Source organism: Anabaena sp. CCY 9613 (assembly GCF_963920895.1).
In the GTDB taxonomy this organism is placed as follows: domain Bacteria; phylum Cyanobacteriota; class Cyanobacteriia; order Cyanobacteriales; family Nostocaceae; genus Cyanocohniella.
This window is the reverse complement of the sequence record NZ_CAWUDE010000005.1, coordinates 1-26,234: the sequence shown is the minus strand read 5'-3', so window position 1 is coordinate 26,234 and position 26,234 is coordinate 1. Positions and strand designations below refer to the sequence as shown.

Annotated in this window: 30 protein-coding genes and 1 pseudogene; 15 read left to right on the top strand and 16 right to left on the bottom strand. The window is 41.9% G+C overall.

What is annotated here, in order from left to right:
* Positions 1 to 47: 47 nt before the first annotated feature.
* Entirely contained in the window at positions 48 to 296 is a 249-nt protein-coding gene (locus ACM0OT_RS07310) for a hypothetical protein (protein ID WP_414563737.1), read from the bottom strand.
* Entirely contained in the window at positions 265 to 603 is a 339-nt protein-coding gene (locus tag ACM0OT_RS07305; protein WP_414563736.1) for a DUF6972 family protein, read from the bottom strand. Before ACM0OT_RS07305 ends, ACM0OT_RS07310 begins: the two co-directional genes overlap by 32 nt.
* A 228-nt stretch (positions 604 to 831) precedes the next feature.
* Between ACM0OT_RS07305 and thrB the strand changes: the two genes are divergently transcribed.
* From thrB to ACM0OT_RS07290, 3 genes are all read left to right on the top strand, one after another.
* Complete coding sequence (thrB, locus tag ACM0OT_RS07300) at positions 832 to 1,749, top strand: homoserine kinase (protein WP_414563735.1); 918 nt, start codon at positions 832 to 834, stop codon at positions 1,747 to 1,749.
* A 6-nt stretch (positions 1,750 to 1,755) separates the two neighbouring features.
* Positions 1,756 to 2,301, top strand: coding sequence for a hypothetical protein (locus ACM0OT_RS07295; protein WP_414563734.1), 546 nt, complete (start codon positions 1,756 to 1,758; stop codon positions 2,299 to 2,301).
* Between the two features lie 269 nt (positions 2,302 to 2,570).
* The gene (locus ACM0OT_RS07290; RefSeq protein WP_414563733.1) at positions 2,571 to 4,184 is read left to right on the top strand and encodes an NAD(P)H-quinone oxidoreductase subunit 4; all 1,614 of its coding nucleotides are present in this window, start codon (positions 2,571 to 2,573) and stop codon (positions 4,182 to 4,184) included.
* Positions 4,185 to 4,350: 166 nt separating this feature from the next.
* On the opposite strand, the gene ACM0OT_RS07285 is transcribed toward ACM0OT_RS07290, so the two are convergent.
* Positions 4,351 to 5,064: an SDR family oxidoreductase gene (locus tag ACM0OT_RS07285; RefSeq protein WP_414563732.1), complete on the bottom strand. Its 714-nt coding sequence runs from the start codon at positions 5,062 to 5,064 to the stop codon at positions 4,351 to 4,353.
* A 175-nt stretch (positions 5,065 to 5,239) separates the two neighbouring features.
* Between ACM0OT_RS07285 and ACM0OT_RS07280 the strand changes: the two genes are divergently transcribed.
* The 3 genes from ACM0OT_RS07280 (at position 5,240) to ACM0OT_RS07270 (ending at position 6,727) form a co-directional block, all read left to right on the top strand.
* Positions 5,240 to 5,845: a Uma2 family endonuclease gene (locus ACM0OT_RS07280; protein WP_414563731.1), complete on the top strand. Its 606-nt coding sequence runs from the start codon at positions 5,240 to 5,242 to the stop codon at positions 5,843 to 5,845.
* A 283-nt stretch (positions 5,846 to 6,128) separates the two neighbouring features.
* On the top strand, positions 6,129 to 6,329 hold the full coding sequence (locus tag ACM0OT_RS07275) for a type II toxin-antitoxin system VapB family antitoxin (RefSeq protein WP_414563730.1): 201 nt from the start codon (positions 6,129 to 6,131) through the stop codon (positions 6,327 to 6,329).
* The gene (locus ACM0OT_RS07270; protein WP_414563729.1) at positions 6,326 to 6,727 is read left to right on the top strand and encodes a PIN domain-containing protein; all 402 of its coding nucleotides are present in this window, start codon (positions 6,326 to 6,328) and stop codon (positions 6,725 to 6,727) included. The genes ACM0OT_RS07275 and ACM0OT_RS07270 overlap by 4 nt, the downstream gene beginning before the upstream one ends.
* 63 nt (positions 6,728 to 6,790) lie before the next feature.
* Here ACM0OT_RS07270 and eis read toward each other — a convergent pair whose 3' ends face one another.
* The 6 genes from eis to ACM0OT_RS07240 form a co-directional block, all read right to left on the bottom strand.
* Complete coding sequence (gene eis / locus ACM0OT_RS07265) at positions 6,791 to 7,969, bottom strand: enhanced intracellular survival protein Eis (RefSeq protein WP_414563728.1); 1,179 nt, start codon at positions 7,967 to 7,969, stop codon at positions 6,791 to 6,793.
* 94 nt (positions 7,970 to 8,063) lie between these two features.
* Positions 8,064 to 10,097, bottom strand: a complete 2,034-nt coding sequence (gene ligA / locus ACM0OT_RS07260; protein WP_414563727.1) for an NAD-dependent DNA ligase LigA — start codon at positions 10,095 to 10,097, stop codon at positions 8,064 to 8,066.
* Between the two features lie 203 nt (positions 10,098 to 10,300).
* A complete protein-coding gene (locus ACM0OT_RS07255) occupies positions 10,301 to 11,434 on the bottom strand; it encodes a protein kinase domain-containing protein (RefSeq protein WP_414563726.1) in 1,134 nt (377 codons plus the stop codon).
* Positions 11,435 to 11,738: 304 nt separating this feature from the next.
* Positions 11,739 to 12,059 (bottom strand): DNA-binding protein, encoded by a 321-nt coding sequence (locus ACM0OT_RS07250; RefSeq protein ID WP_414563725.1) that lies wholly within the window; start codon positions 12,057 to 12,059, stop codon positions 11,739 to 11,741.
* Positions 12,034 to 12,375, bottom strand: a complete 342-nt coding sequence (locus ACM0OT_RS07245) for a type II toxin-antitoxin system RelE/ParE family toxin (RefSeq protein ID WP_414563724.1) — start codon at positions 12,373 to 12,375, stop codon at positions 12,034 to 12,036. Before ACM0OT_RS07245 ends, ACM0OT_RS07250 begins: the two co-directional genes overlap by 26 nt.
* Positions 12,376 to 12,389: 14 nt before the next feature.
* Positions 12,390 to 13,442, bottom strand: a complete 1,053-nt coding sequence (locus ACM0OT_RS07240) for a Rieske 2Fe-2S domain-containing protein (protein WP_414563723.1) — start codon at positions 13,440 to 13,442, stop codon at positions 12,390 to 12,392.
* Positions 13,443 to 13,688: 246 nt separating this feature from the next.
* Between ACM0OT_RS07240 and ACM0OT_RS07235 the strand changes: the two genes are divergently transcribed.
* The 5 genes from ACM0OT_RS07235 to ACM0OT_RS07215 all read left to right on the top strand — a co-directional run bounded on the left by ACM0OT_RS07235 (position 13,689) and on the right by ACM0OT_RS07215 (position 16,101).
* A complete protein-coding gene (locus ACM0OT_RS07235) occupies positions 13,689 to 14,156 on the top strand; it encodes a YbjN domain-containing protein (protein ID WP_414563722.1) in 468 nt (155 codons plus the stop codon).
* 14 nt (positions 14,157 to 14,170) lie between these two features.
* Positions 14,171 to 14,914 (top strand): biotin/lipoate A/B protein ligase family protein, encoded by a 744-nt coding sequence (locus tag ACM0OT_RS07230; protein WP_414563721.1) that lies wholly within the window; start codon positions 14,171 to 14,173, stop codon positions 14,912 to 14,914.
* 56 nt (positions 14,915 to 14,970) lie between these two features.
* On the top strand, positions 14,971 to 15,222 hold the full coding sequence (locus tag ACM0OT_RS07225; protein ID WP_414563720.1) for a UPF0175 family protein: 252 nt from the start codon (positions 14,971 to 14,973) through the stop codon (positions 15,220 to 15,222).
* A gap of 5 nt (positions 15,223 to 15,227) precedes the next feature.
* A complete protein-coding gene (locus ACM0OT_RS07220) occupies positions 15,228 to 15,719 on the top strand; it encodes a DUF3368 domain-containing protein (protein ID WP_414563719.1) in 492 nt (163 codons plus the stop codon).
* A gap of 163 nt (positions 15,720 to 15,882) precedes the next feature.
* Positions 15,883 to 16,101 (top strand): hypothetical protein, encoded by a 219-nt coding sequence (locus ACM0OT_RS07215; RefSeq protein ID WP_414563718.1) that lies wholly within the window; start codon positions 15,883 to 15,885, stop codon positions 16,099 to 16,101.
* 45 nt (positions 16,102 to 16,146) lie between these two features.
* On the opposite strand, the gene ACM0OT_RS07210 is transcribed toward ACM0OT_RS07215, so the two are convergent.
* Both ACM0OT_RS07210 and psaK read right to left on the bottom strand, forming a co-directional pair.
* On the bottom strand, positions 16,147 to 17,352 hold the full coding sequence (locus ACM0OT_RS07210; RefSeq protein ID WP_414563717.1) for a site-2 protease family protein: 1,206 nt from the start codon (positions 17,350 to 17,352) through the stop codon (positions 16,147 to 16,149).
* Between the two features lie 459 nt (positions 17,353 to 17,811).
* Positions 17,812 to 18,066 (bottom strand): photosystem I reaction center subunit PsaK, encoded by a 255-nt coding sequence (gene psaK, locus ACM0OT_RS07205; RefSeq protein ID WP_414563716.1) that lies wholly within the window; start codon positions 18,064 to 18,066, stop codon positions 17,812 to 17,814.
* Between the two features lie 123 nt (positions 18,067 to 18,189).
* Between psaK and ACM0OT_RS07200 the strand changes: the two genes are divergently transcribed.
* Positions 18,190 to 18,834, top strand: a complete 645-nt coding sequence (locus ACM0OT_RS07200) for a phosphoribosylanthranilate isomerase (protein WP_414563715.1) — start codon at positions 18,190 to 18,192, stop codon at positions 18,832 to 18,834.
* Positions 18,835 to 18,870: 36 nt separating this feature from the next.
* Here ACM0OT_RS07200 and folE read toward each other — a convergent pair whose 3' ends face one another.
* The 5 genes from folE to ACM0OT_RS07175 all read right to left on the bottom strand — a co-directional run bounded on the left by folE (position 18,871) and on the right by ACM0OT_RS07175 (position 23,945).
* Positions 18,871 to 19,578 (bottom strand): GTP cyclohydrolase I FolE, encoded by a 708-nt coding sequence (folE, locus tag ACM0OT_RS07195; protein WP_414563714.1) that lies wholly within the window; start codon positions 19,576 to 19,578, stop codon positions 18,871 to 18,873.
* Between the two features lie 177 nt (positions 19,579 to 19,755).
* Entirely contained in the window at positions 19,756 to 20,478 is a 723-nt protein-coding gene (locus ACM0OT_RS07190) for an SDR family oxidoreductase (protein WP_414563713.1), read from the bottom strand.
* 368 nt (positions 20,479 to 20,846) lie between these two features.
* Positions 20,847 to 21,827: an acetyl-CoA carboxylase carboxyltransferase subunit alpha gene (locus ACM0OT_RS07185; protein ID WP_414563712.1), complete on the bottom strand. Its 981-nt coding sequence runs from the start codon at positions 21,825 to 21,827 to the stop codon at positions 20,847 to 20,849.
* 76 nt (positions 21,828 to 21,903) lie between these two features.
* Positions 21,904 to 22,941, bottom strand: a complete 1,038-nt coding sequence (locus tag ACM0OT_RS07180) for a long-chain acyl-[acyl-carrier-protein] reductase (protein ID WP_414542248.1) — start codon at positions 22,939 to 22,941, stop codon at positions 21,904 to 21,906.
* A gap of 308 nt (positions 22,942 to 23,249) precedes the next feature.
* On the bottom strand, positions 23,250 to 23,945 hold the full coding sequence (locus tag ACM0OT_RS07175) for an aldehyde oxygenase (deformylating) (protein WP_414563711.1): 696 nt from the start codon (positions 23,943 to 23,945) through the stop codon (positions 23,250 to 23,252).
* Positions 23,946 to 24,119: 174 nt separating this feature from the next.
* Here ACM0OT_RS07175 and ACM0OT_RS07170 point away from each other — a divergent pair, with 174 nt between their 5' ends.
* The 3 genes and pseudogenes from ACM0OT_RS07170 to ACM0OT_RS07160 form a co-directional block, all read left to right on the top strand.
* A complete protein-coding gene (locus ACM0OT_RS07170; protein ID WP_414563710.1) occupies positions 24,120 to 24,947 on the top strand; it encodes a carbohydrate ABC transporter permease in 828 nt (275 codons plus the stop codon).
* A 268-nt stretch (positions 24,948 to 25,215) separates the two neighbouring features.
* Positions 25,216 to 25,473, top strand: coding sequence for a hypothetical protein (locus ACM0OT_RS07165; protein ID WP_414563709.1), 258 nt, complete (start codon positions 25,216 to 25,218; stop codon positions 25,471 to 25,473).
* 322 nt (positions 25,474 to 25,795) lie between these two features.
* Positions 25,796 to 26,234 (top strand): annotated as a pseudogene (locus tag ACM0OT_RS07160) (RNA-guided endonuclease TnpB family protein); the annotation flags it as partial.

The following is a 26,234-nucleotide window of genomic DNA, read 5'->3' as shown; positions in this document are numbered from 1 at the left end:
TCAAAAAATCACCCGCAGTAAGTTGTCAAAGTTTAACAAGACGCTTGTCATGCTGCAACTGAAGCTGTTAATCTTCCTTCAATTCGTTCATATTCATCTTCAAGTAGCCAAAGTTTTGCTTCTTCGTAGGTGTCACTAGAAAATGCCAATTGATAATTCTGATTTGGATCGTAAACACAGCTTTTACCGGAACTGTCACTTAATAAAATCAGAACGTATGGAGGTGAAGCAGTGGGATCTATCCATAGCTCAGTAAATTCCCAATTATCTGCTAGATTTTGTGCGTGGGATAACATGGTATTTGTTTCCTTTTACTTTCATTTCAGCGTAATAAAGTGGAATTTTACCGCCATCAATGCTGACACAATATCCAATTGGTTCGTCAAAGTATAAGCCATAACGTTCATGACCGCGAATAACTCCTGTAAATTCCCCTTTCTCTATGATTGTCTGAGCAACTATATATATTGTCGCTTCATCAATAAATATATGAGCGCTGCTTTCTTTTTGAAGTAGGTGTTGCATTTGAGGAGTATTTGGGAGATGCTTGGCAACGTGTTTAGTGTCGAGAGTTAGTTTGCGGTCTATAAAAGTTTTACACATAATTGAGAAAATTCGTTAAAGAATTTATCAGCGATCGCAAACTTCGCGCATTGCCATTTTGTCAACTGCAAGAGTGAGTGCTTACTCCTGTGAACCTGTAAATCAATTAGTGAATACTTGCTCATATATTAAGTTTTACAAACCCTATGGTGCAGGAATTAGCAAAACTCATGAACAAATTCACCCTTTACATGAGATGCTGGTTGATTGATTGGTGAATATTTGCAGATGTCTGTTGTTTCTAGTATCACTGTTACCGTTCCTGCCACCACTGCTAACTTGGGGCCTGGTTTTGACTGTATTGGTGCAGCTTTAACTCTGTACAACAAATTCAAGTTCACTCGCTTAGAAGAGGGTGGATTAATTATTGATGTCACAGGTGCAGAAGCTGAACGGGTGCAAACCGATGAAAGTAATTTGCTCTATCAGGCTTTTGTCAAGTGCTATCAATATATAGGGCAAACACCGCCATCGGTAAAAATGGAGATTGAGTTGGGTGTCCCCTTGGCTAGAGGTTTGGGTAGTTCAGCTACAGCCATTGTGGGCGGGTTGGTTGGTGCGAATCAACTGGCGGGTGAGCCTTTGACTCAGTTGCAAGTGATGGAATTAGCGATCGCAATGGAAGGACATCCTGATAATGTAGTACCAGCCCTGTTGGGGGGATGTCGTCTCGCTGCTACCAGTGCTGATGGTTGGGAAATTTGCGATATTCCTTGGAATGAAGATATCGTACCAGTGCTAGCTATTCCTGATTTTGAACTTTCCACCAGTGAAGCACGGCAAGTTTTACCCACTCAAGTCAGTCGTGCAGATGCAATTTTCAACACAGCGCATCTGGGGTTATTATTACGCGGCTTGGAAACTGGTAAGGGAGAATGGTTAAGAGCGGCGTTGCAAGATAGATTGCATCAACCATATCGTCAAGCTTTGATTCCTGGTTATGATGCGGTGAATGCAGCTGCTGTGAATGCTGGTGCTTATGGCATGGTAATTAGCGGTGCAGGGCCAACACTGTTAGCTTTAGTAGATAAGTTGCATTCCCCATCTGTAGAGTCAGCCATGTTATCAGCTTGGCAATCAACAGGAATTACAGCAACAGTGCGATCGCTTTCTCTGGATACCCAAGGTGCAAGCTACGAAGGATAAACCGCAATGATTAATCCAATTCATACAGAAATCACAACCCTGAACTCACAAATTCAGGCTCTCCAGCAAGAACGCGCGGCGCTAACTATTGATAATGTATTATCTGGCGATCATGATTCAGCTAATAATGTATTATCTAGCGAAAATAATTCACCGTCGGCAATGGTTGAAGCTTATCGCCGCCACGCCAGAGAAAATCCCCAATTGTCTGTAGAACTCAAGGGTATAGACGATGCGATCGCAGCGTTGGAAATACAGCGACAGTACAAACAAGCTGAATTAAAAAATTGGCAAACAGAATCAAGACAACTTACCCAAGAGCAAGAGTTAGAAGAAGCCAGAGAAGTTGCTCAGGTTCATGCTGAACGCATTAATCAACTCGCTGCGGAACTAGCAACGGAAATCCGCCAACTGAAATCTTGTGCTGATTACTTGAGTCCCATGTATTGGCAAGTGTACTACAAGCCTTTCATTACTGGGTTTAAAACCATCTCCGTCCCCTATGTCCGCTCAGATGGCGAAGTCTGGACAATTGTGAATCGGATTGTTTAAAAGCTTGGCTTAGGCTTGTAAAGCTTAGTATTTATCTAATAAGTACGGGATTATAGCGTAAAACGGTGGCTTTAGCCGCCTTTTTTGTGATAAATTTTGTTGACGTTGCAAAAGTTTACAATTAGAATGAATCTAACAGGAATTATTAAGTATTTATTCCTATCGATGCTTCAAATAAGATTTCATAGGGATAAATAACGTTTACAAATGTCTAAATTCCTTAATATAATGTAATTAAAAGCAAAAAGGTAAATTGATTGTCAGAAGTGATGAATGCTATTGAATTTCCCTGGCTGTCAGCCATAATTTTATTGCCCTTGGTGGCTGCCTTAGCCATCCCTTTAATCCCAGATAAAGAAGGCAAAACCGTTCGCTGGTATGGTCTGGGAGTTGCGATCGCCGACTTTGCCCTGATGATTTATGCTTTTTGGCAGAGCTACGATTTTCAAAACTCCACACTGCAACTCGTAGAAAACTATCCTTGGGTTCCGCAATTAGGATTGAATTGGTCAGTAGGGGTTGATGGATTATCGATGCCCTTACTCCTATTAACAGGCTTAATTAACACACTCGCAATCTTCGCGGCTTGGAAAGTTACCAACAAGCCGCGATTGTTTTATGGTTTGATGTTGGTGATGTACAGCGCCCAGATCGGCGTATTCGTCGCCCAAGATTTGCTGTTGTTCTTCTTAATGTGGGAAATCGAGTTAGTACCTGTTTACTTACTAATTTCCATCTGGGGAGGGCCAAAACGTCGTTATGCTGCGACTAAGTTTATTCTCTACACAGCAGCCGCATCAATCTTTATCTTGGTAGCTGGTTTTGCAATGGCATTCTCTGGAGATACCGTCACCTTCGACATGGCAACTCTGGGAATGAAGCAATACCCCAAAGCTTTTGAATTGTTAACTTATGCAGGTTTCTTAATTGCCTTCGGTGTGAAGATGCCAATCTTCCCCTTACATACTTGGCTACCTGATGCCCACGGTGAAGCATCTGCACCTGGTTCCATGATTTTGGCTGGTGTATTGTTAAAAATGGGTGGTTATGCACTCATCCGCATCAACGTGGAAATGTTGCCTAATGCCCATGTTTATTTTGCTCCAGTTTTAGCTGTATTAGGTGTAGTGAATATTGTTTACGGTGCTTGCTGTGCCTTTGCCCAAACAAATCTCAAACGCCGCTTGGCTTACTCTTCAATTGCCCACATGGGATTTGTCTTAATCGGCATTGCCTCCTACACCGAAATTGGTGCTAGCGGTGCAGTACTACAGATGGTTTCTCACGGTTTAATTGCCGCTAGCTTGTTCTTCCTCTCTGGTGTAACTTACGAACGTACCCACACCTTGATGATGGACAAAATGGGCGGTATGGCTAAAGTAATGCCTAAAACCTTCGCTGTATTTACTATTGGTTCAATGGCTTCTCTGGCTTTACCAGGAATGAGTGGCTTTGTCGGTGAATTGATGGTGTTCCTCGGTATTGCTTCCAGCGATGTTTACAGTTCCAGCTTCAAAGTTGTAGTCATCGTGTTGTCAGCTGTTGGCGTGATTTTGACACCAATTTACTTACTATCCATGCTACGCCAAGTGTTCTACGGTCAGCAAAGCGAAGAATTAAATTTAGATGGTGTAATTGCCGATATCAAACCCCGCGAATTGTTCATCACGGCTTGTTTGATAATTCCCATCATCGGCATTGGTTTCTATCCCAAGTTGGCTACGCAGACTTATGATGTGAAGACAGTAGAATTAGCAGCTCATGCTCGTCAAGTTCTGCCAGTTGTCGCACGTCAGCAACCAGCAAGTTTGTACTCGCGTATCTTTACAGCACCAACTTTAGCTTCTTCTCAAGTTGAAACTTTAGTTAATCTTTCAGAGTAAATATAAGTTCTAATAAATATGAGGGGAATTAGGGGTGGTTACATGACCACCCTTAAATTTTTTTATCTCACGCAGAGACGCAGAGAGTAAGAGGGGAGAATTTAATTTTTTACTTTTTACTTTGGTTCAGCAATGCTTTTTGCCCTGTTCCCGTTCCCTATCTTTATTAAATAGCGGCTGAATAAGCTTCATCTACTTTTAAGGTCGTACCTGTGATGAACTTAGCTTCATCGGAAATCAAAAAAGCAACTGTTTTAGCTAACTCACTATAAGTTGCAGGACGACCAAACATTAAATCTGTGGGTACATTCCAGCCTTCTAAATCTGCCATTGAATCTGCAACAAAAAAAGGTGCAACTGAAACCATGCGAATTTTATCTTTTCTGTAACGCTTGGCATACATTTTCGTAAAGCCTTCCATTGCAGCCCGGAGTGTTCCGCTAAAGGGGGTTCCTAAGCTGGGTTCTTGAGAATCACAGGCGGAAATATTGACTATGACACCTCCTCCTGAATGTTGCATTGGTTCTGTTACTAGTCTGGCGATGCGAACAACACTCAAAAACAGCATTTCAAAGTTTTCTAGCCACATTTCATCAGAAATAGACAGTAAATCTGGCCTAGGTGGGTCACCAAAGCTATTTACTACAGCATCGATACGACCAAATTTAGCTAAAGTTGTTTCTACTAATCGTTGCAAGTCTTGGGGGTTGGTCATGGAACCTTGAATGGCGATTCCTTGCAACTCTGCTGCTAAATTCAAAACTTCAGGCGATCGCGCCATTAATGAAACATTGTAACCCCTAGCTGCTAACTCTTTTGCACAACCCGCACCAATACCGCGACTAGCAGCCAAGATAATTGCCACTTTTGCTGAACTCATATCGCTAGTTACTCAAGTTCACTAGAAGCAAGGTTAGCATTTTTAGTAGAATTGCTAGCAATATTTCAATGTTTTCTGGGAGGAAATATGAAGGTAGAACGAAAGTAACACATCACAGTGGGTGCAAGACGGTGTGTGCTAAAGAAAGTAAAGCAAGTAAAGATTAGCTAAAACTATGACGACAAACTTACCAGTCATTGCAGAAATTATACCCATAGTATTGCAATTGCCCAGTGCAATGTCTATGACAGATGAGCAGTTTTATGAATTTTGTCAGCTAAACCGTGATTTTCGTATTGAACGTAATTCTGTGGGAGAGTTAATGATTATGTCCCCTACTGGTTCCGAAACTGATGAGCGTAATTTTAATTTAATTGGCCAATTGTGGGTATGGACAAAACAAGATGGTACAGGTATCGGGTTTGGTTCCAGTGGAGGGTTTACCTTACCCAATGGTGCGGTGCGTTCACCCGATGCAGCATGGATAAAACGCACACGTTGGGAAGCTATATCACCAGAACTACGCAAAAAATTTGCTCCCATATGTGCTGAGTTTGTGATTGAATTGCGTTCTGAAAGTGATAACTTGCGAATCTTGCAAGACAAGATGCAAGAGTATATGGATAATGGCACACAACTGGGTTGGTTAATTGATAGAAAGCAACGCCAAGTTTTTATTTATCGTCCGAATACTAGGGTTGAGGTATTAGATAATCCTCAAACACTTTATGGCGAGTCGTTATTACCTGGGTTTGTTTTAGATTTAAGTCAAGTTTGGTAAATAGGACTTACGTACTCGCCACGAAAATCAAGGCTTTGAGATTGCCTCCCTACGGTCGCAATGACGGAAATACGTTAGGTTTACGTAAGTCCTGGTAAAAAATGAATTTTCCAATATGAGAGTCTAAAGAATACATTATGGGCAAACTAACTTAGCGGTCAAATCGTAGACTATTAGTGATAAATCTTGGCAGCTACAACCATCCTTAAAATGGAGTTTCAACCTATCCTTTATAATTAATAGATAAACAAATTACCTAATCAGCCAATCAATATTGAAGTGCATGACAGTTAATCGCCAAATCGACAAAGCATTAATTCAAGAAGCCCTAGCTCTTAGTAATCAACAAACCGAACTTGATGTAGTCGAACAAGCTTTACGTGAATATGTACAACGTCGTCAACAGATGAAAATACTGGATTTGTTTGGGAAAATTGACTACAACGATGATTACGATTACAAACAGCAGCGACACAAGGAATGAAAGTTGTTGTAGATACCTCTGTATGGTCGTTAGCATTACGGCGTAATACTCCACAACAAGCACTACCTATTGTTAACCAGTTACGTGAGCTAATTGCAGATAATCAAGTCGTTTTGCTAGGCGCTATCAGGCAAGAAATACTTTCAGGTATTCGTTCCACTGAGCAGTTTACTAGACTTAAAGACTCGCTCCGTGCTTTTCCTGATTTGCAGCTAACCATCGAAGATTACGAATTAGCTGCTGAGTTTTACAATACCTGCCGCATGAATGGTATCCAAGGGGCTAATACTGATTTTTTAATCTGCTCTGTAGCTCATCGCCGAGGTTGGTATATTCTAACAACTGACCAAGATTTTAAAAATTTTCAAAAATATATTTCTATAAATTTATTAGATTAATCAGAAATATAGAAAATAACAATTCTCACCCTTAGTCTCTATATCGGTTAGTAAATTAGAATATTAAAAGAAATCAGCCATCCACGGAGAATTACCTGTAAATATTTGTGTGGCTGCTCCTAGTCCCGTTGCTGTAGCGTCGATTTTGCCACTTAGTTGTAATTGCTGGGGTGTGAATAAACCTGTGTATAAAGATGCTAAGTTTTTAATATCTAACTGCAACTCACCTTTACCGCCTTTGGTAACTTCACCACGTCCATTAGCTACAGATAATATAAATTTGCCGTTGTTGGCAACTAACAAGTTATCTTGAATTTCTAAATGTAGTTCAGCGTCGATTCCTGGTGGATAACCCCGCATCTCTAACGCCTTAACGACATTTATTATCCGCAGCATCCAACGCTCTTGATTTTTAATTTTGGCAGTTTGTTCTGGTAGTAATAATGTTAAAAAATCAACTACAGAACTTTTCCATTGCACCTTGTCAATTTGGGAGCGATGATTAGCAACAAACTTCCAAAAAGTTCGTACCGCAGCATGTGTCAACATTGTCCAATCTCTGACTCGTAAAATTGCACCATCTTTGGTACGCTCTTGAGTAAATATGATGTAGCCTTGGGGTTGGTCTGTGTCACCAATCAAATAACTATAGACTGTTTCTTGATGATCTGGTTGAGTTACACCTTGCCAGATAGCCGGATGTCGGTCTATATATCCATCAGTGAGTTTTGCTTGCTGCTGATATAAGTCGTGAAAAACATAATGATTTTTGGCAATTACAGGTTGCAAGGGTAACGATTTATCTTGCAACTGAATACTGTCAGGAGAAATTTCCCAAGTACAATAACTACCGCCTTGTTCGTAACCTGCTTTGCGATATAGGCGTTGAGTAGCGGGATAAAGAACCGAAATTGGCACTTCTTGGTCAGAGAGTTCTTTCACAGCTTCTTCAATGAGGGCGATCGCAGCACCATCACCACGGTATTCTGGAGCAATACCCACCGCAGCAATTCCCGTCATGGGTACACGCTGACCACCCCACCACTGACCCATCGGGATCGTTGCTAGTCCACCGACAATTTGCTGGTCTTGATAAATAGCGCGCAAATTGTCCACACCAATACGCGGCATATATATGGCGCTATCTCCAGCAGACATGATAAAACACTGTTCGAGGATATATCCTAGTTGCTGAACATCCTCTTTACTACTAGGAGTAGCGTATTTAAATTGAATTGGCATAATGGGAGGTAGTTGGGAAATTTTCTTTTCTTTTCTTCTCTTTGTGTTCTACAGCCCTTACGGGCATTGCTGCACGTGTGTTCTTTGCGGTTGGTTAATCTTCCAATATCTCCAACAACTGCGCCTCAGTCAACTGAGTAATTCCCAAAGCCTGTGCCTTTTCTAACTTAGAACCCGCATCTTCACCAACCAGCAAATAATCAGTTTTCTTACTCACCGAATTAGTCACCTTCCCCCCAGCCTTTTGAATTAAATCCTTAGCCTCATCTCGCGTTAAATTAGGCAGCGTACCAGTAATTACAAAAGTCTTACCCACCAACTTTTGATTACCAGTATCCACAGTTGTTTCCTCAGTAGCTGCTAATTGCAACCCTGCACCTTGCAAACGTTCAATTAAAACTTGATTAGCCTCAATGCGGAACCACTGGTATACAGATTGGGCAATTTCGGCACCAATACCGTAAATCCCCTCAACATCTGATTGTTTAGCATTTGCTAACTGTGCAACTGTGGGATACTTCTGAGTTAATAATTGGGCATTGACACTACCCACGTGCCGGATACCTAAACCATACAATACCCTTGACCAAGGTTGGTTTTTTGATTGAGCGATCGCATCGATTAATTTCTGTGCGGATTTTTGCCCCATTCTTTCCAACCCACACAACTTCTCGGTTGTCAAGTTATACAAATCAGCAACGGAATGCACCAACTCTCTATCCACCAGTTGATGGACTAATTTTTCCCCCATGCCTTTAATATCTAAGGCATCCCGGCTCACCCAATGTTCAATTTCTCCTTTGAGAATTGCTGGACAGGAAGCATTCACACATCGAGTTACAGCTTCCCCTGATTCTCGTACCACAGGTTGACCACAGACTGGACAATGGGTAGGCATTTCAAAAGGTTGAGTATCATCAGGACGCAGTTCTGTTAATACCCGCACCACTTCGGGAATAATTTCTCCAGCTTTGCGAACAATGACAGTATCACCAATTCTGATATCTAATTGGACAATGCGATCGCTATTGTGTAAAGTAGCACGGGAAACAGTAGTCCCGGCTAATTGGACTGGGCGCATTTCTGCCAACGGAGTTAACGCCCCAGTTCTGCCCACATTTACAGCAATATTTTCTACACGGGTGGGTGCTTCTTCGGCTGGATACTTCAACGCCACCGCCCACCGGGGGAATTTTTGCGTAAACCCTAGTTGTTCTTGCAACTTAAACCGATTGAGCTTCACCACCACCCCATCGGTCATGTAAGGTAAATTCAGCCGTTCTGTATCCCAGTATTTGTAATATTCTGCGACTTCTACTAAAGAGCCACACAATTTATGCTGGGAATTGACTCGAAAACCCATTTTTTCCAGTAACTCTAAAGCTTCCCATTGGGTATTAGCTACAGCCGCGTCATCCATCCCGGAAATGTGCAACGTATAAGCAAAAAAATCTAACCGCCGTTGGGCGACAATGCGGGAGTCTAATTGCCTGAGTGTACCAGCAGCGGCGTTGCGGGGATTAGCAAATAACTGTTCACCTGCTTTTTGTCGTTCGGCGTTGATTTCTTTAAATACTTCCAGCGGTAAAAACGCTTCACCGCGAATTTCCACCTTTCCCCAACTTTCACAACCATCAAAATTCAACCGCAAGGGAATTGAGCGAATTGTCCGCACATTTTGGGTGATGTCTTCACCTGTTATGCCATCACCCCTAGTGGTACCCCTAACTAAAATGCCATTTTCGTAAGTCAATGCCAAGGCAGAACCATCAATTTTCAGTTCTGCAACATATTCCATCGCATCTACTTGTGGGACTTGTCGCCGCCAACGCTGATCCCATGTTTGCAACTCATCAAGATTAAACGCATTTTCCAAGCTGTACAGGGGGATATTGTGTCGTACAGACGTAAAATGTTTTGCTGGCTTTTCACCCACGCGCTGAGTAGGACTATCCGGTGTCAATAACTCTGGATACTGAGTTTCTAATTCATGCAATTCACGATACAGTTGGTCATAGACAGCATCCTCCATAATTGGCGCGTCTAAGACGTAATAAGCATAGCTAGCTTGCTGCAACAACTGGCGCAGTTCTTCAACGTGTTTTAGTTCAGACTGAATCTGTATCATGAGACTAATTGCCAAATATCCAGCAAATAAACAGACTTGATCAGTATGCGATTAGCAGACGTACTTATCCAGGTTACTTGGTTTCAGGCAAATCGTCGCATTCCTGAATAGGTCTAACTTTTACTATCATCTATAACTTTAGTTTAGCGGCCCAGCACTACTTGAGACTTTCTGGACGTACTTAGCAATTGTTTAAAAAATTCCTATGGATTTGGAGAATTATTATTGCCCAAATATTTGGCTTTTAATTCTGCCAATTCCTCATCTATGGCACTTTGATGAGTAGGCGCAGAAGTGGGGTTTGGTGAATTTACTTGCTGCTGTTGGGGTTTACCACCGCCCAAAAACTGGGTTTTCATTTCTTCTAGTTCCAAATCAATTTGACTAGGCGTTTTAGTAATCACAGTAGGTGGTGGCTGAATTACAGGTTTTGCTGATATTTGTGGAGTAGCGACTACCTGCGGCTTTTGACTTAAATCTTGGATAACTTCATTTGCTGTTTGATAACGCCGAACGGGGATACTGACTAACATCTTGTCGAGAATGCGACTCAACTGAGGACTTACAGGAGTTTGTAAGTATTGCTGCCAAATCCAAGCGTCATTATTGATATCATAGGAATCAAAAGGCGATCGCTGGGTTAACAGATGAATACAAGTAGCGCCTAAACTGTAGATATCGCTAGCGAAAATCGCCCTACCCCTCATTTGTTCTGGGGCGACATATTCGGGAGTACCAATACTTGTACCAGTTTTATTTAAGGCTGTACCACTAGCAGATTTAGCAGCACCAAAGTCTACTAATACTAATTTGCCATTGGAATTGCGTAAAATATTTTCTGGCTTAATATCGCGGTGAATTACTTGTCTAGCATGACAAAATTGCAGTACTGGTAATAAATCATGGAGTAACTGCCATATCTGCGTTTCACTAAAAGCCCCATGTTGTGCCAATTCCTGGGCTAAATTTTGCCCATCGATAAATTCTTGTACGAGATATTGCCGATCATCGTGGGTAAAATATGCTTGGAGTTCGGGAATTTGGGGATGTTGACCCAATTCATCTAACTGTATAGCCTCTTGGTTAAATAACTCCACAGCTTTTTGTAAAGTATTTGTCCCTTGGGCTTGGGGGTAAAATTGCTTAATCACGCAGTGTGGTTTTGAGGGTTTGTCCTCATCCACAGCTAGAAAGGTTCTACCAAAGCCACCTTGTCCAATAGGTTTAATGGCGCGGTAGCGTTCTTTGAGGAGTAACTTAGAACCACAACTCAGGCAAAAATTGACATCACCAGGGTTTTCCGGCTTGGGACAACGGGTATTTAGGCAATAACTCATGGAGGGTTGGCACTTTTACTATCTTTATTGTGCCCTGTCTTAGACAGCAGTATCTAACTAATTTTAAGAGATATTTTCAGTGCTGCCTGTACTAAAGGTAATATATTTGAGGGCAAGGTTCCTAACTGCCTTTGAAACACCGATGCATTGACCGTGGCAATTTTATCAGTTCTAATTAAAGATGTCTTTTTTAAACCCGGTTGTGAAATATTAGGATGTTTATCTAAAATCAAAACCCAAGTTTCTCTTAGTTCTCCAACAGGAATTAAAGTGTTCCATTGTGATTTTCACTGATGTTCCAACTTCAAGTAGACGGTTTTTTCACTACTTCTAATCTAAATCCAAGAGCATCTAGTAGGTCTACCAAACTGTAAATCTCATTACCACCGCTCTTTAACAAAATTTTGTGAAGTCTTTCCCATCTCAGTTTTGCTGGCTGTGACAGATTGTTAATTTTCAATTGAGCATCAATGACATCCTTTAATGCAGAAGTTAAAAGTTCAGCCTCAGGATTCTCTGCTTCTAATATTGCCTCGATATAAGCAGCTGCCTCTTCAGGATCTTGAAGAGATTCAATGAGATAATTCTGGTAACTATCACTAGTCGGCATTTTTACTTTCTTCATAGTCTGCCCAATATTCTTGTGCCTTAAAAATATCTTTTTCTTGAGTACTTTTATCTCCACCTAATAACAGAAGCACAATTGTTGTACTTATTTGTCCAAAGTACACTCGGTAACCAGAACCATAATTAATCCTGAGTTCAAAAACACCTTTTCCTACTGATTTAGAATCTCCTAGATTGCCAAGGCTAACTCGTTTTAGCCTCTCTTTAATTTTAGCCTTGGCTTTTCTATCTTGCAGATCATCCAGCCAATCTGTAAAAGGAACTTTGCCATTAGCTGTAATGTAACGCCTAATCTCCCTTGGTTGTGCTTCCATACGTTCAGGAAAAATTACTCCAACCTTTCCACTTGACTCCGCATCAACCTTTGTACACTTACTAAGGCTCGATTTAACTCAAAATTCCGCCTTTGAGGATTTTGTAAATACGCTTGCTGTTCTTCTTCAATCATCTCCACGTCTTGAACTACTAAACCATCAAGTAACTTTTGCGCTGCACCAAACAAACTATTTTTGATAAACTGCCGAAACCATACAGGTAATTTATGTAATCTCCAGAAGGCATTTAATGAGGTGAAATGAATCAAATAAGCTTTGGTTTGAGTCTCACTCACTGGACACAATAAACAATAAATTTTAAAATCTTGTCCCAAGGTAGAAACCCAATGAGGATACACATAACTCACATCCAATGGTTCAGGATGTAATTTTCTCAATGCTGGAAAAAATAACTGGGATATCGACCAAATTTTATCTATTTTGTAATAGCTTTGCGCTATGTAATGAGCATCTATACGATTATCATCTTCATCGATATCTTGTAAAGCTGCTGCTGCCCAAGCCTGTAAATCGTTATGTAAATGCCCGTGATACATATCCATCAAGTTTTCAATTAAATAAGAATAATGGGCATGACAATTAATAACTGAAACTGTGGCAATATAATTAAGATGTTCCCACTCTGGTAAACCCATCGGTTCTATAGTAGGTTCTGCATTTCCTGGAAATAACCAAATAAAACCGTCTTGTTCTTTAACTAGGTAACGGCGAATTTGACAACTTGGTAATTTCTGATTGACTGCTAGGTAGGGAACAGCAGTACATGCACCGGATGAGTTGAAGCGCCAACCGTGATATGCACATTCTAATTCGTTACCAATTACCTGCCCGTGACTGAGTTTAACTTGGCGGTGGGGACAATGGTCTTCTAAGGCGTGAATTGTACCTGCACTATCTCGATAAAGTGCGATCGCCTGTTGCCAAATTACTATACCTACAGGCTTATTTGTTACTTCACTACTACGTGCCACCACATACCAGTGATTTAAATTAATACCTAATTGACGAACATCACGACTGGGCAAAGTTTGGGGAAAAGAGGACATATCTTAGCACATCCTTAAACTTTCGAGTTGGTACACCGTTGCGGGAATGCAGGTGCAGTAAGAGTTATCTTACAGGTAATTTTTAGCAAAATAAAACGTCAGAGTTATTACTGTAATAACTAATATCCCCAGATGTGGGTATGACTGATGACCAGAGTATTACCTCAGGAACTACAACTAAACCTTCTGCACAAGCTATAAAGTATGTGTAGATGAAACATTAACTATATTGAGCCAAAAATCTGTATGACAAGCTACCAAGAAACCCTACTTAGCAACGGACTAAACGTGGATACGTTAACCGTCAACCATGTGGAAGTCATTGAAAGTGTCATCGGTACTCTAGAACAAGATGAGAGTGCGATGGTGAGTCATAGCCCAGAGGGTGGCTATCTCTGGAAGTTTAATTACGGTACTGTGGAAGTGTTTGTCCAACTCACTGGAACAAGTGATGAAGATACCATCACAGTTTGGTCGGCGGTACTAAACTTACCTGCGAAAGATGAACCTAAATTAATGCGACATCTTTTGGAAATGAACTGTTCTAGTACTTTAGAAGCCCGTTTTGGGATCATTGACAATCGGGTAGTTGTCATATCGACACGTATCTTAGAAGAGTTATCACCAGCTGAAGTCTCACGGTTAATTACCATTGTGGCAACTATTGCTGATGACAACGATGAAGTTTTACAATCTCAGTTTGGTGCTGCTTAACGTAACCCACATCAGTGTTAAATTCAATTGAAAACTTTCATAGTCAGCAGGTTTGGCGACTAATTCCCTTGCTAGACGCTGCTGGCGATGTGCAGATGGCGATTGACCGTTGGTTGTTAGAACAGCACCAATCGGGACAACACCCCCCGACTCTGCGATTTTATACATGGTCGCCACCTGCCATTTCCCTCGGCTATCATCAACGTCAATATCCTGAATTTTGGACAAATTTGCTTTGGCGGGGTCAAAAATTAGATTTAGTACGCCGTCCTACTGGTGGTAGGGCGGTACTACATCAAGGTGATTTAACGTATGCTGTGATTACTTCGGGAATCAGTGGGAGTCGCCTGGAGATATACGCAAAAATTTGTGAGTTTTTAATTCAAGGATGGCGATCGCTTGGCGTGGAATTGGGCTACGGTACAACTGGGCGAGGCTATATCCACAATCCTAATTGTTTTGGCACAGCTACAGGTGCAGATTTAGTATTAGCAGATGGGACTAAACTGATTGGTAGCGCTCAGTTGCGACGAGGTGAGGTGATTCTGCAACATGGTTCTATCCGTTTACAACCCGATATTGAATTGTTTTCTCAAGTTTTTGGGGAAGCATCTGCGACATCTGTGCAATTACCTGTAAATTTGGAGTTAGATCACATTATTAATGCTTTAACTAACGCCGCTTGTGATTGTTTTGCCATGCAGATAAATGTGCAGCCGCTCTCGCAATCTGAATGGGAAGAAGCTTTAGCAATATAACAGTTAAAATTCTAATTATTAGCCTAGTTATAAAAATCTCTTAACAGGAGTATCACATGGTTTCCTTTACCCTGCCACTAAACTTGCAAATATCACCCAATTCTTTAAACCAAGGCGAACAAGCTATTCGTCTAGAATTAGCTCTACAGTTATATGCACAAAATATTTTTACTTTTGCTCAAGCGCGTCACTTAGCTAACTTATCTGTATGGGAATTTCAGCAAATTTTAGGCCAGTATAAAATTGAACGCCATTATAATGAAGCAGATTTAGCCCAGGATATTGAAACTATTAATACAGGTTTTTAGTAGTTGTGACAGTTGTTTGTAATGCTACACCTTTAATAAATTTTGCAGCTATTAATCGTCTAGATATCTTGAAAGCTGCATTTGGTCAAATTGTTATTTCTCAAGCAGTTTGTGATGAAACAACTGTGGCCGGATTTCCAGCATCAGAATTTGTGTTGCAAGCAATTTCCGCAAAATGGTTGCAAGTTATTCCCATCTCAAGCATAGCGCCTAATATACCACCAGAATTAGATGAAGGTGAACGCGAAGCAATTAGTCTTGCACTAGAAACTAGTCAAACACAAATTTTATTAGATGAACGTGAAGCACGTCAAGTAGCTCAAAGCTTAGGATTACAAGTAGTTGGGACTTTAGGTATTCTCTTATTGGCAAAAAATAGAGGAATAATTACACAAGTTCAACCAGTGTTAGATGCCATGATTGATCATGCCCAATACTGGGTGAGTCACCATCTTTATGAAGATGTCTTACGACAAGCAAGAGAATTAGTTGAATAAGCCAAATATGTGAACTATTCCATCACTAAATAGTTACTCAGACAGCCACTAAATTTTGAAATTCTTGTCATCACTACCACTATCTAAAGTACTTCTATTTAGGATAAAGGCGAATAAATAGGGTTTGCTGCTATAGTATTATTATTTCAATATTCATACTGTAATGCCAACTAATATAATCATTTTAATCGCTGCATTAATTGTTGCATTTATCATCTTTCAAGCAGTTCTGAAAACATTAAAAACATTTGTTAGTAGTGCGATCGCTATTTTTGTAATTCTCGTTATTTTGAATATGTTTGGCTTTAGTCCCGATGATTTAATCCAAGAAATTGCTAATTTACCAGAAATTTTAAGGCAGATGCTAACTGGGGAAAACTGACAGTGTAACCGCCGATAAAACCTAACTATCGGCGATTAAAAGTTGCTAATTTAATGAATTTGTAGTTGACTTGGCAATAACCCCAAGTTGTAACCCTGGTGGGTAACTACCATCTTCTTTGATCCGCTGAATCTCTGCATCAGTTATGCGTAAGTTTAACTTTTCTGCCAAAGCGCGCACAATATCGCCCCGGTCAATGATACCAGCTACCGCACCAGCGGGCGAAAGCACAGTAATTCGAGCTAGTTGTTCATTTTCTAGCTTGTTGATAACTTCAGCCAGAGGAGTAGATTCGGCAACAGTGGGGATTTCTGTCAAGGGATGCACAAGACTTTGCAGAGTTCGGTTTTCCCATTCACTTCTTTCTACTAAGCGTAAATCGTCAATAGCTACCATACCCCGGTAACGCCCATCAGCAGCAGCAAAGTAAATATTTGGGGCGTTGCTGTCTAAAAGGTAAGAGTCGGCAAAGGAACGTAAACTCTGGTCAGCATCAACTACACGAAAATCACGGGTCATGGCTGTGCTGGCTTCTAAACTGAGTAGAGTTTCTTGTAATGTGGTTACACGGTCATAGCTGTTGGCGTTACGCACAGCAAACCAACCTATCAACGCAATCCACAAACCAGTGATTAACTCTCTAGTAAAGAAATCTACAGCAAAACCCAAGGCGATCGCACTGTAACCTAAAATTTGCCCTGCCCTCGCTGCCCAATGTACAGCTTGAAAGCGATCGCCTGTGATTTTCCAGAGTGCTGCTTTTAACACTTGCCCCCCATCTAGAGGTAAGCCGGGAATCAAATTAAATAGCGCGACTACTAAGTTAATTCTCGCTAAATCTGTAACCATTTCACTGATGGGGCTAGCATCGGGTGTAATATTATTAGCTAGACTCAGCAACAAGAATAGAGCAATACTGACTAAAGGCCCGGCGATGGCTACTTGAAAAGCTTTTCCTGGAGTTTTCGATTCTTCTTCGATGGCAGCAATCCCACCAAATAGAAATAAGGTAATAGAATTAACTTTAATACCTTGCGATCGCGCTGCCAAACTGTGACCTAATTCGTGCAACAACACCGAAGCAAATAGCAGCAGTGCCATCCCCATTCCCGCACTCCAAGCGATAGCAGTTCCCCATTCTTGGTAAGCTACCCCAAAGTTAAGGGTGGCTAGCCCTAAAATTACAAACCATAGCGGGTCTAAAAATAGGGGAATGCCAAATAAAGACCCAATTCTCCAATTTGTTTGCATTACTTTTTCCTAATACTAGATATGTCTTTAAGCTCAATATTTTCAAAAATTCATAGTGCAAATACTGATGTGTTTTTATACGCTAAAATAACATTTAGACAATTATTACTGATGGAAGAGTACAGCCTCGTTTTCATAAAGTACTCATTCCTAACCCAGAAAACCCCTGTTGTAACGGAATTACGAATTACGAAAAAGCTGCCCTCACATCTAGATTGACATACTATAAACCCCCAGCACGAACGTCTGAGGGTGGGGATTTCCGACTGTCATCTTTGACTTGTAGCGATTCCGGACACTATTGGCTGAATTGGAGAGAAACAAAACTAAATAGTGCAGCCAAGATTGGGCAATCTCAAAACCATACCGACTGTTGGGATGTTGGGGATAAGGGGAGATGAGGAAGATTTTTGTTCTTGTCTCCTAACCCCTAGTCCCTAGTCCCCACTCCTTTGAAACCTACAGACGACCGATATTAGTTAGTCCTAAAACAATACCAACGCCGATAATATGACCGAAAGCCATTGCACCGATGAATGTGGGGACACTAACTGGTAGAACAGGCAATTTGGGCCCAACTTGGGGTTGCTCAATTTTGGTAGAAAGCAAAAGTACTACGAAACAGCTGATGCCAATAATGATAGCAACCGTTGGATTCCATGCTGGAGTTGGGGGAACGGTGGATTGCACTGCTAGTAAGGTTGATGAAATCATACTGGTATCTCCTAAATGACACAATTAATGTAGACCTCCAAAATTATAAAGTTCTACAGGAAACAACCGAACAGTTTTAGTAAAACTTAGACCTTTTTTCAGTCCCCAATATCTCAAATTTATATGCGGGTTAAAATTTGCGGCATTACTCAACCACAACAGTCTGTAGCGATCGCTTCTCTAGGCGCAACGGCACTAGGATTTATTTGTGTACCTACTTCACCCCGATACGTTACCACGGAGCAAATTCGGGCAGCAGTGGCACAATTACCGAAAAATATTGACAAAATCGGTGTTTTTGCTAATCTCAGCATTCCCGAAATCGTCCAGATAGCTATAGATTCTGGGTTAACTGGTGTTCAGTTACATGGTGATGAGTCACTAGAATTTTGCTATCAGTTGCGTCAAAGTTTACCAAATAGAGAAATTATTAAGGCTGTAAGGGTACGTAGTTTAGAGCAGCTTAATCAAGTCTCTAATTACATTAAGTACGTAGATACATTACTCCTTGATGCCTACCATCCCCAACAGTTAGGCGGTACAGGCCAAACTCTAGACTGGCAAATGCTACAGCAATTTAAACCCACTTGTCCTTGGTTGTTAGCCGGGGGACTGACACCAGATAATGTTGTAGATGCCTTAAATCAAGTTCAACCCGACGGTATAGATTTATCTAGTGGTGTAGAACTCGAGCCAGGGGATAAGGATTTAGATAAGGTAGCATTGCTGTTTGAGAAATTAAGGAGTAGGGAGTTGGCTTCGCCGTGAGCGTCAGTCTACTCCCCACTCACCACTCCCCACTTCCTAAAAGAACGCCGGTTGGTGACGAATCAAGTTAAAGAATTCTTCGCGGGTTTTTTGCTCTTCCTGAAACGCACCAACCATGGCGCTGGTGACTGTCCAAGAACCGGGTTTTTGCACGCCACGCATGACCATGCACATATGGCTGGCTTCCATCACTACTGCAACACCCTGAGGTTCGAGAATGGTCTGGATTGCTTCGGCTATTTGCCGGGTTAGTCTTTCTTGGACTTGTAAGCGGCGGGAGTACATTTCGACTATGCGGGCTAGTTTACTTAGTCCCACTACTTTTTGGTTGGGGATATAAGCAACGTGCGCTCTCCCCATGAAAGGCAGCATGTGGTGTTCGCAGAGGCTAAAGAAGTTAATATCTCTGACTAATACCATCTCGTTATGTCCTTCATCAAAGATGGCATCGTTGAGGAGTTCTTCTAGAGATTGGTTGTAGCCGCTGGTAAGAAATTGCATGGCTTCTGCTACACGCTTGGGTGTTTTCAGTAGCCCTTCCCGTTCTGGATCTTCTCCAACTCCTACTAGTATTGCTCTGACGGCATCCATCATTGCTTCTTTCTCTTCTCCTGAAGGTAAGTGCAATTCTGGTTGTCTGCCGTTGTGGGTGTTACGGTCGGGTTTGGGGCTGATGGCTTCTGCTAAGTCGGGAATTAAGGGAGATTTTGAGCTGTTAGAACCGTTGGAACTGGCAATAGTCATGATTTAATTCTTGGTTATGTTGGGAATTATTGAGATTTTTCGGGCTTACGCCCCGCTGCGCTAACACGCAAAGGCGCAAAGGCGAGCCAGTGCGGTGGACGGGTTTCCCGGCATAAAGCAACTGTCGTCGGCTCCGCCGACTTAAAGTAACTGGCGTGCAAAGGAGCAAAGAGTTAATTAAAGAGCGCCTGCGCTGGGCATTAGGGTCAATTCGTCGATGACGGCTTGCTGTGGTAGTAAGGCTGTGTATAAAATTGTTTGCGCTACGATTTCTGGGGTTAACATTTTGGAGCGGTCAAAGTCGGCGTTGACGGTTTCTGTGTCCCAGATTTCGGTGTTGACAGCACCAGGATAAATGGCGGTGACACGTATGCCGTGGGCGCGTTCTTCTTGCGCTAGGGTTTGAGATAAGCTCATTAAGGCGGCTTTGCTGACGCTGTAAGCTCCCCAACCAGGAAAGGCTTGTTTGGCAGCGATAGAGGCGACGTTGATGATTGTGCCTGTAGCACGTTCGCGCATTCCGGGTAAAATTCCCATCATGCATTGAAAGACGCTGGTCAGGTTTAAGTTAATTACTTGTTGCCAATCTTCTAAGGGGGTTTCACTTAAGGTGGCTGTGTATCCTATACCAGCATTGTTTACCAAGATATCTATACCCCCAAAATCAAGGGCGATCGCCTGGATGTTTGCTTTTACTTGAGATACATTAGCTAAATCTACGGCGTAGGCTGTGGCTGTCACTCCTGTATGCCTGGCTGCTGCTGCTACTGTCTCCAATTTATCCACAGAACGGCTCACTAAGGCGACATCAATTCCCGCCTTGGCGAATTCTAAAGCTGTTGCTTTGCCAATTCCACTACTGGCCCCAGTGATTAGGGCACGTCGTTTTTCAACACTCATGCGCTCTCCCAATTTTTGGCTGTTCCGAAAGCTTTTTTCTAGACAAATTATCTAAATCTTACGAATGGGGTAGATTAAATTAACCTTAAATTCCCATGATTTCTGGTTGATAACTGCTACTTTTTTCTGCGAAAGTGGGTATTTTTGCCCGTCAGTTGTTTCCCAAGTTAGGACAACAGATCTTTAGCCTGGGAATTTATATCATATTTTCAATCTTGATTATTGAAATATCAGATCAACCGCTCGTGAAATCGAGTCGATTGGCTGACAATATAAATGCCTATGGCTGACTAGATTGTTAAAAATCTTTACGTAGCCATAGGCAATTATAGCATTGCTGTTGAATTAATCCGTTATTTCCCTCGGTGTTAGTGGGCAACTTCGGTAAAAACGCCAATTTTGCGGAATTTATCATAGCGCAGTTGGCGGCGTTCTTGAGATGTTAACCGACTGAGTTCATCTAGATTGTCTAACAAAGCTTGCTTGAGAGTTGTGGCAGCTTGTAGGGGGTCGGAATGAGCGCCACCAATGGGTTCTGGCAATATTTGGTCGATGATACCCAGATTTTTCAGGTCGTGGGAAATAATTTTGAGGGCCACCGCGGCTTGGGGAGACTTGCTAGCATCTTTCCACAAAATAGCGGCACAGGCTTCGGGAGTAGCTACAGTATAAACGGCGTGTTCAAACATCATCAGGCGATCGCCTACGCCAATACCTAAAGCACCACCAGAACCGCCTTCGCCAATAACTGTGCAGATAATGGGCACATCAAAGCAAAACATTTCCCGTAAATTGTAGGCGATCGCTTCCCCTTGACCTTGATGTTCGGCTTCGATACCTGCCCAAGCACCAGGGGTATCGATAAAGGTGATAATCGGCATACTAAATTTATTGGCGTGTTCCATTAAGCGCAATGCTTTGCGGTAACCACCAGGGGAAGCCATACCGAAGTTACGGGCCACATTATCTTTGGTGTCGCGGCCTTTTTGATGACCTAACATCACCACTGGTTGTCCGCCCAAACGACCTACACCACCAACTAAAGCTGGATCGTCACCACCACAGCGATCGCCATGCAACTCCATCCATTCATCACTAATGGACTGAATGTAATCAAGAGTACTCGGGCGACGAGGATGACGAGCTACTTGCAGGCGCTGAGACGGAGACAGAGTACTGAAAATTTCCTCCCGTAGCTGCATGGCCCGTGTTTCTAATTTACGAATTTCACCAGAAACATCGACGCCGTTTTCTTCTGCAAGTTGCCGAATTTGATCAATTCGGTTGCCCAGTTCTGCTAGTGGCTTTTCAAAATCTAACAGTAGCGGTTTGCGCTCGGTAGTTGCCATCGTACAAGTTATGAGTGTTGATTGTGGAGTTGTTCAAGGTGGGTATAGTAGTACACTGGTATTAATTCATGAGTAATTAACTCACGACTAACGTCTCAACTAGCAGTGGTCTAAATCCGTGTTTCACTGATGCTTGACCAATCTGCTCCATTTTGTCTACGGTAATCTGATTGCGCCCCCAAGAAAAGTTCGTGTATAACTTCTCAAATTCCAGCAGCATTGATTCAGCAAAACAAGCAAACAACTGGCGTGCTGGCACATCCATATTGACTATTTTCATAATTTTCCAGTCAATATCCAGAGAATGCTCTACAATCCCACCATTTAGCACGTGTACACCAGGGTGCTGAATTTTTGTAGCTAAGTTTTTAGGATAGCCACCATCAATTAGTAAACAGGGCTGCTTCAAGCCTTTAAAGTCAATTTCTACACCTTTGGGCATACTGGCAACCCACACGACAATATCAGCTTCGGGGAGTGCTTCATCCAAAGCCATGATTTTGCCTCGTCCCAGTTCATCTTGTAATTCTTTGAGACGTTCATGGTTACGGGCTATTAGCAAAAGTTCCTTGACATCTGTTTTGGCATCTAGCCAGCGGGTGACGGCGCTGCCAATGTCACCTGTGGCCCCACATACAGCAACAGTCGCTTTCGACAAATCAATTCCTATTTGTTGTGACGCTTGCTCCACCTGCTGACAAATAATGTAAGCAGTGTGAGTATTTCCTGTGGTGAAGCGTTCAAACTCTAGTTTGATGTTGCGGACTTGGCTAAACTGCTCTAATTTAAAGTTTTCAAAGATAATTGAGGAAAACCCCCCTAAAGCAGTGATATTAATGCCATGCTTTTGAGCATGGGCCATAGCGTTGAGAATTTTACGTGTTGCGGCTTTGATGCGGCGATGGGCCAGCATCTCCGGCAAAAAGCAAGATTCTACATACCGCCCTTCAATTGTCTGCCCAGTCACACTGGTAACTGTGATATTATCAACAATTTGCGGCGGGGCGCTGCACCAAAAATCCAACCCTTGATCGGCATATTCTGGGTAACCCAATTCTTTAGCTACCGCTTGAGCGTGTTCTAAACTTGTCAGATGTCCAATTAGACCAAACATGTATTGATGTATTAGGCGTATGCTTTGTCGAAAGCGTTAAATGGTGGGTGGGAAAAATACCAATTCGTAATTCGTAATACCCTGCAAGAAGGCTTGCGCCTACGTAATTCGTAATTAAAAAAGCCAGACTTTATCCTAGTTTCCTGGTTTATATCTGTGGGATGCTTTTGGCAAATTGGTATGACTCTGAAAAAAAAGTAAACAAAGCGTCAGATGTCTTCGGGGTAACTCAGATAGTGCTGAGGATGTTGTCGCAAGTATTTTGCACTGGAAATAGCCTTTTTAGGCACTCAGCACCTAACTACTTCTTAAGCTGCTGTGAGTCCGTAGGCTGACATCCGCATGATGTCTCTGGTGGTAAAGCCAATGTTACTTAGGGCTTCACCGTATTGAATCATGAAATCTTCTACTAAAGCTTCTTTTTCCATTGCTAAGGTGTGGGCATCATTTTCTACTTTGTTGAGCATTTTCCAAACTATGGGTAAGTTTTGGCGATTAGCTGCTTCTAATTCTGTCTTGGCTTCGGCAAAATGTTCTTGCAACCACACTTCTCCAAAGTTGAGATGACTATATTCATCTTTTACCACTCCTTCAGTGATTTTACGAGCAAAATCATCGGCAACGGGAATGTAGATGTTGTATGCTGCGATCGCAAAGCATTCAATAATCAAAGACTGAATCAGTAAGCAAGTGACTACTTTGCCTTGGGCCGCCGCTGTTTGGAAGTTTTCGTGTAGTCCAGAGAAAAACTCTTGAGCGAATTGCATATCCGGCGTGACTGAGAGATTGCGCCCACAAGCTTCAAAACCTTTTTTGTGGCGACTTTCCATTTTCGATAACCGAATCAGCTCATCTTTATCTGCCGGCAGCAGTTCTGCTAATCTGATGTAATTTTCATAGGCTTCTTGTTCCCCTTCAATGACGATGGCATTGATGCGACTGTAAGCATCTTTATAAGATTCGCTCTGGAAATCAAGGTTTAATTCGGGTGCAAGCTGCTGCATGGTATGTTTACTCCTGTAAACTTGAATCATTTGATACAAAAATTCAATTTTCCCCATTAACTTAGGGTAATGATCACTATGGTTTAATTTAACTTAACAAGTCACTATGTTATAGATTAGCTCTTGCAGGGGACGATGCTCTAGTACTTAAAACAAAGCTTTAACGCATAACTCATGTCCAAATCAAACTGGAATCCAAAATCTGGCAACTTTTTGAGGCTAGGAGTGCTGCTATTGGGCGCATTTGTTGTCCTACTACCGCTGCTTGTGGTCTTTCTCACCTCTTTTTCCCCTCCTGGAGGGACTGTAGAAGGTTTAACCAAAAATGATTGGACTTTAGCTAATTACCGCGACGCTTGGGAACGAGGTAGATTTTTAATTGCGTTTGCTAATTCTACCTTAGTGGCGATGGCTGTGACGGCTTTTCAGATGGTCACTTCGGCATTGGCTGGTTACGCCTTGGCCCGGTTGAAGTTTCGAGGCAAACAAGCGCTGTTACTGGTTGTCTTGGCTACGTTGGTCATTCCTTTTCAATTATTGGTGATACCCATCTTCTTGGTGTTGAAGTGGGGACACATGATTAATACCTACTGGGCGTTGATTTTACCCACTGCTGTCAACGGCTTTGGCATTTTCTTGTTACGTCAATATTTCCAGACAATTCCCGTAGAGTTGGAAGAAGCCGCAACCATCGATGGGGCGAACCGATTGCAAATTTTGTGGCAAGTTATGTTACCTTTAGCCCGTCCAGCACTGGTGACGCTGTTTTTGTTCACCTTCATTGCTGAATGGAACGATTTGTTTAAGCCTTTGGTATTTACCACAAGACCGGAATTAAGAACGGTGCAGTTGGCTTTAGCAGAGTTTCAAGAGCAATTTACCAATAACTGGCCGTTGATGATGGCGGCTGTAACTATAGCGACTGTACCGGTGATGGTGCTATTCCTCATCGGTCAGCGTCAGTTTATTCGGGGTATCGCTGCGACTGGGATTAAGAATTAGGGAGATGAGGTCAGGCGATCGCACTCGGATAATAATCTGCGATCGCCTTTTCTATGTGGATACATAACGATAAAGCTTAATGTTTAGGTGAGCAATCACATAACAAAAACGTAAAAATCCTTCCCCTCTAGCCTATTTGAGAACATAACCCAAAAAATAATATGTAGTTTTGTAAACTATTCCGTAATCTCCGCAAGCCAAAATGAAGCACTCATTAGTAAATCAAACGATAAGTTTATACATCTACAAGCTTGTAAGGAGAAAATTCATGGAATCTCAAAACCTACAACAGCAGTTAACAGAAGATATGCAAAATGAGACTATTGAAAGCCTAAATCAGTCTGACGATGGTGCTGTAGACAATTCCCCAGAATTGCCGAACAGTGTCGATTCTCATCAAATTGAATTAAATGATGCTTTTGAAGGACAAGAAGTTACAGAAGATGCTTCAGAGGGTTCAGTAACTCTCCCAGGTAAACGTGTACAAGAAATTTGTCTAGTTAAGGGTACCTGGGTTCCTTGCTGATAAAAAAATGATAGTCATTTTCTATACAAATCTTACGTGATCGCAATCATCAAAAATAGAACTACTCAGATACCCTACTGCATCTAGAAGTAGGGTATTTTATCTAATCAAGCTAGAAGAATCCCGTTACAATGCACCAGCATTTAGCGGGAGACGGCAGTTGCTCATGGGGGAAACCCCCAAGACCGCACTGCCTCATGAATAGCGGTTAAAAACGAAACACCCTGTTAGAAAATATTTCGTGTCACGAAATGAGTATAACAGGGTAGTTGAGTTTTTGACAAAATAATGGTACTGTACTTAACAGTAACCAAACAAAAGAATGATAGTCTACGAAGTAAAAGTGGAGATAACAAAAGAGCAGTCACTTAAGGTAAATGAAGCCTTAAGGACTGCTCTTTTTGTTAGAAATTCTTCCTTGCGCTACTGGATAAATGGTCATGCAAAAACTGGTTACGACTTGAATAAATACACCAAAGTTCTAGCCGACAACCCTGACTTTCCGTGGGTTAAAAAACTCAACTCAACGGCAAGACAGGCAATGGCAGAAAGAACATGGTCAGCAATATCAAGGTTCTTTGATAATTGTAAAAAGAAGATACCAGGGAAGAAAGGATTCCCCAGGTTTAGACGATTCCAAACTAGGCTATCTGTAGAATATAAGCAAAGTGGTTGGTCACTTTCAGAGTGTCGCCAATACATTACATTTACAGATGGATTTGAGATTGGAAAAATCAAGCTTAGGGGAACCCGTGACCTGA

What these genes read in the sequence shown, in the direction of transcription:
- ACM0OT_RS07310 (WP_414563737.1), bottom strand. Translation starts at nt 296, where the DNA reads ATGTTATCCCACGCACAAAATCTAGCAGATAATTGGGAATTTACTGAG.
- ACM0OT_RS07305 (WP_414563736.1), bottom strand. Translation starts at nt 603, where the DNA reads ATGTGTAAAACTTTTATAGACCGCAAACTAACTCTCGACACTAAACAC.
- thrB (WP_414563735.1), top strand. Translation starts at nt 832, where the DNA reads ATGTCTGTTGTTTCTAGTATCACTGTTACCGTTCCTGCCACCACTGCT.
- ACM0OT_RS07295 (WP_414563734.1), top strand. Translation starts at nt 1,756, where the DNA reads ATGATTAATCCAATTCATACAGAAATCACAACCCTGAACTCACAAATT.
- ACM0OT_RS07290 (WP_414563733.1), top strand. Translation starts at nt 2,571, where the DNA reads ATGAATGCTATTGAATTTCCCTGGCTGTCAGCCATAATTTTATTGCCC.
- ACM0OT_RS07285 (WP_414563732.1), bottom strand. Translation starts at nt 5,064, where the DNA reads ATGAGTTCAGCAAAAGTGGCAATTATCTTGGCTGCTAGTCGCGGTATT.
- ACM0OT_RS07280 (WP_414563731.1), top strand. Translation starts at nt 5,240, where the DNA reads ATGACGACAAACTTACCAGTCATTGCAGAAATTATACCCATAGTATTG.
- ACM0OT_RS07275 (WP_414563730.1), top strand. Translation starts at nt 6,129, where the DNA reads ATGACAGTTAATCGCCAAATCGACAAAGCATTAATTCAAGAAGCCCTA.
- ACM0OT_RS07270 (WP_414563729.1), top strand. Translation starts at nt 6,326, where the DNA reads ATGAAAGTTGTTGTAGATACCTCTGTATGGTCGTTAGCATTACGGCGT.
- eis (WP_414563728.1), bottom strand. Translation starts at nt 7,969, where the DNA reads ATGCCAATTCAATTTAAATACGCTACTCCTAGTAGTAAAGAGGATGTT.
- ligA (WP_414563727.1), bottom strand. Translation starts at nt 10,097, where the DNA reads ATGATACAGATTCAGTCTGAACTAAAACACGTTGAAGAACTGCGCCAG.
- ACM0OT_RS07255 (WP_414563726.1), bottom strand. Translation starts at nt 11,434, where the DNA reads ATGAGTTATTGCCTAAATACCCGTTGTCCCAAGCCGGAAAACCCTGGT.
- ACM0OT_RS07250 (WP_414563725.1), bottom strand. Translation starts at nt 12,059, where the DNA reads ATGAAGAAAGTAAAAATGCCGACTAGTGATAGTTACCAGAATTATCTC.
- ACM0OT_RS07245 (WP_414563724.1), bottom strand. Translation starts at nt 12,375, where the DNA reads ATGGAAGCACAACCAAGGGAGATTAGGCGTTACATTACAGCTAATGGC.
- ACM0OT_RS07240 (WP_414563723.1), bottom strand. Translation starts at nt 13,442, where the DNA reads ATGTCCTCTTTTCCCCAAACTTTGCCCAGTCGTGATGTTCGTCAATTA.
- ACM0OT_RS07235 (WP_414563722.1), top strand. Translation starts at nt 13,689, where the DNA reads ATGACAAGCTACCAAGAAACCCTACTTAGCAACGGACTAAACGTGGAT.
- ACM0OT_RS07225 (WP_414563720.1), top strand. Translation starts at nt 14,971, where the DNA reads ATGGTTTCCTTTACCCTGCCACTAAACTTGCAAATATCACCCAATTCT.
- ACM0OT_RS07215 (WP_414563718.1), top strand. Translation starts at nt 15,883, where the DNA reads ATGCCAACTAATATAATCATTTTAATCGCTGCATTAATTGTTGCATTT.
- ACM0OT_RS07210 (WP_414563717.1), bottom strand. Translation starts at nt 17,352, where the DNA reads ATGCAAACAAATTGGAGAATTGGGTCTTTATTTGGCATTCCCCTATTT.
- psaK (WP_414563716.1), bottom strand. Translation starts at nt 18,066, where the DNA reads ATGATTTCATCAACCTTACTAGCAGTGCAATCCACCGTTCCCCCAACT.
- ACM0OT_RS07200 (WP_414563715.1), top strand. Translation starts at nt 18,190, where the DNA reads ATGCGGGTTAAAATTTGCGGCATTACTCAACCACAACAGTCTGTAGCG.
- folE (WP_414563714.1), bottom strand. Translation starts at nt 19,578, where the DNA reads ATGACTATTGCCAGTTCCAACGGTTCTAACAGCTCAAAATCTCCCTTA.
- ACM0OT_RS07190 (WP_414563713.1), bottom strand. Translation starts at nt 20,478, where the DNA reads ATGAGTGTTGAAAAACGACGTGCCCTAATCACTGGGGCCAGTAGTGGA.
- ACM0OT_RS07185 (WP_414563712.1), bottom strand. Translation starts at nt 21,827, where the DNA reads ATGGCAACTACCGAGCGCAAACCGCTACTGTTAGATTTTGAAAAGCCA.
- ACM0OT_RS07180 (WP_414542248.1), bottom strand. Translation starts at nt 22,941, where the DNA reads ATGTTTGGTCTAATTGGACATCTGACAAGTTTAGAACACGCTCAAGCG.
- ACM0OT_RS07175 (WP_414563711.1), bottom strand. Translation starts at nt 23,945, where the DNA reads ATGCAGCAGCTTGCACCCGAATTAAACCTTGATTTCCAGAGCGAATCT.
- ACM0OT_RS07170 (WP_414563710.1), top strand. Translation starts at nt 24,120, where the DNA reads ATGTCCAAATCAAACTGGAATCCAAAATCTGGCAACTTTTTGAGGCTA.
- ACM0OT_RS07165 (WP_414563709.1), top strand. Translation starts at nt 25,216, where the DNA reads ATGGAATCTCAAAACCTACAACAGCAGTTAACAGAAGATATGCAAAAT.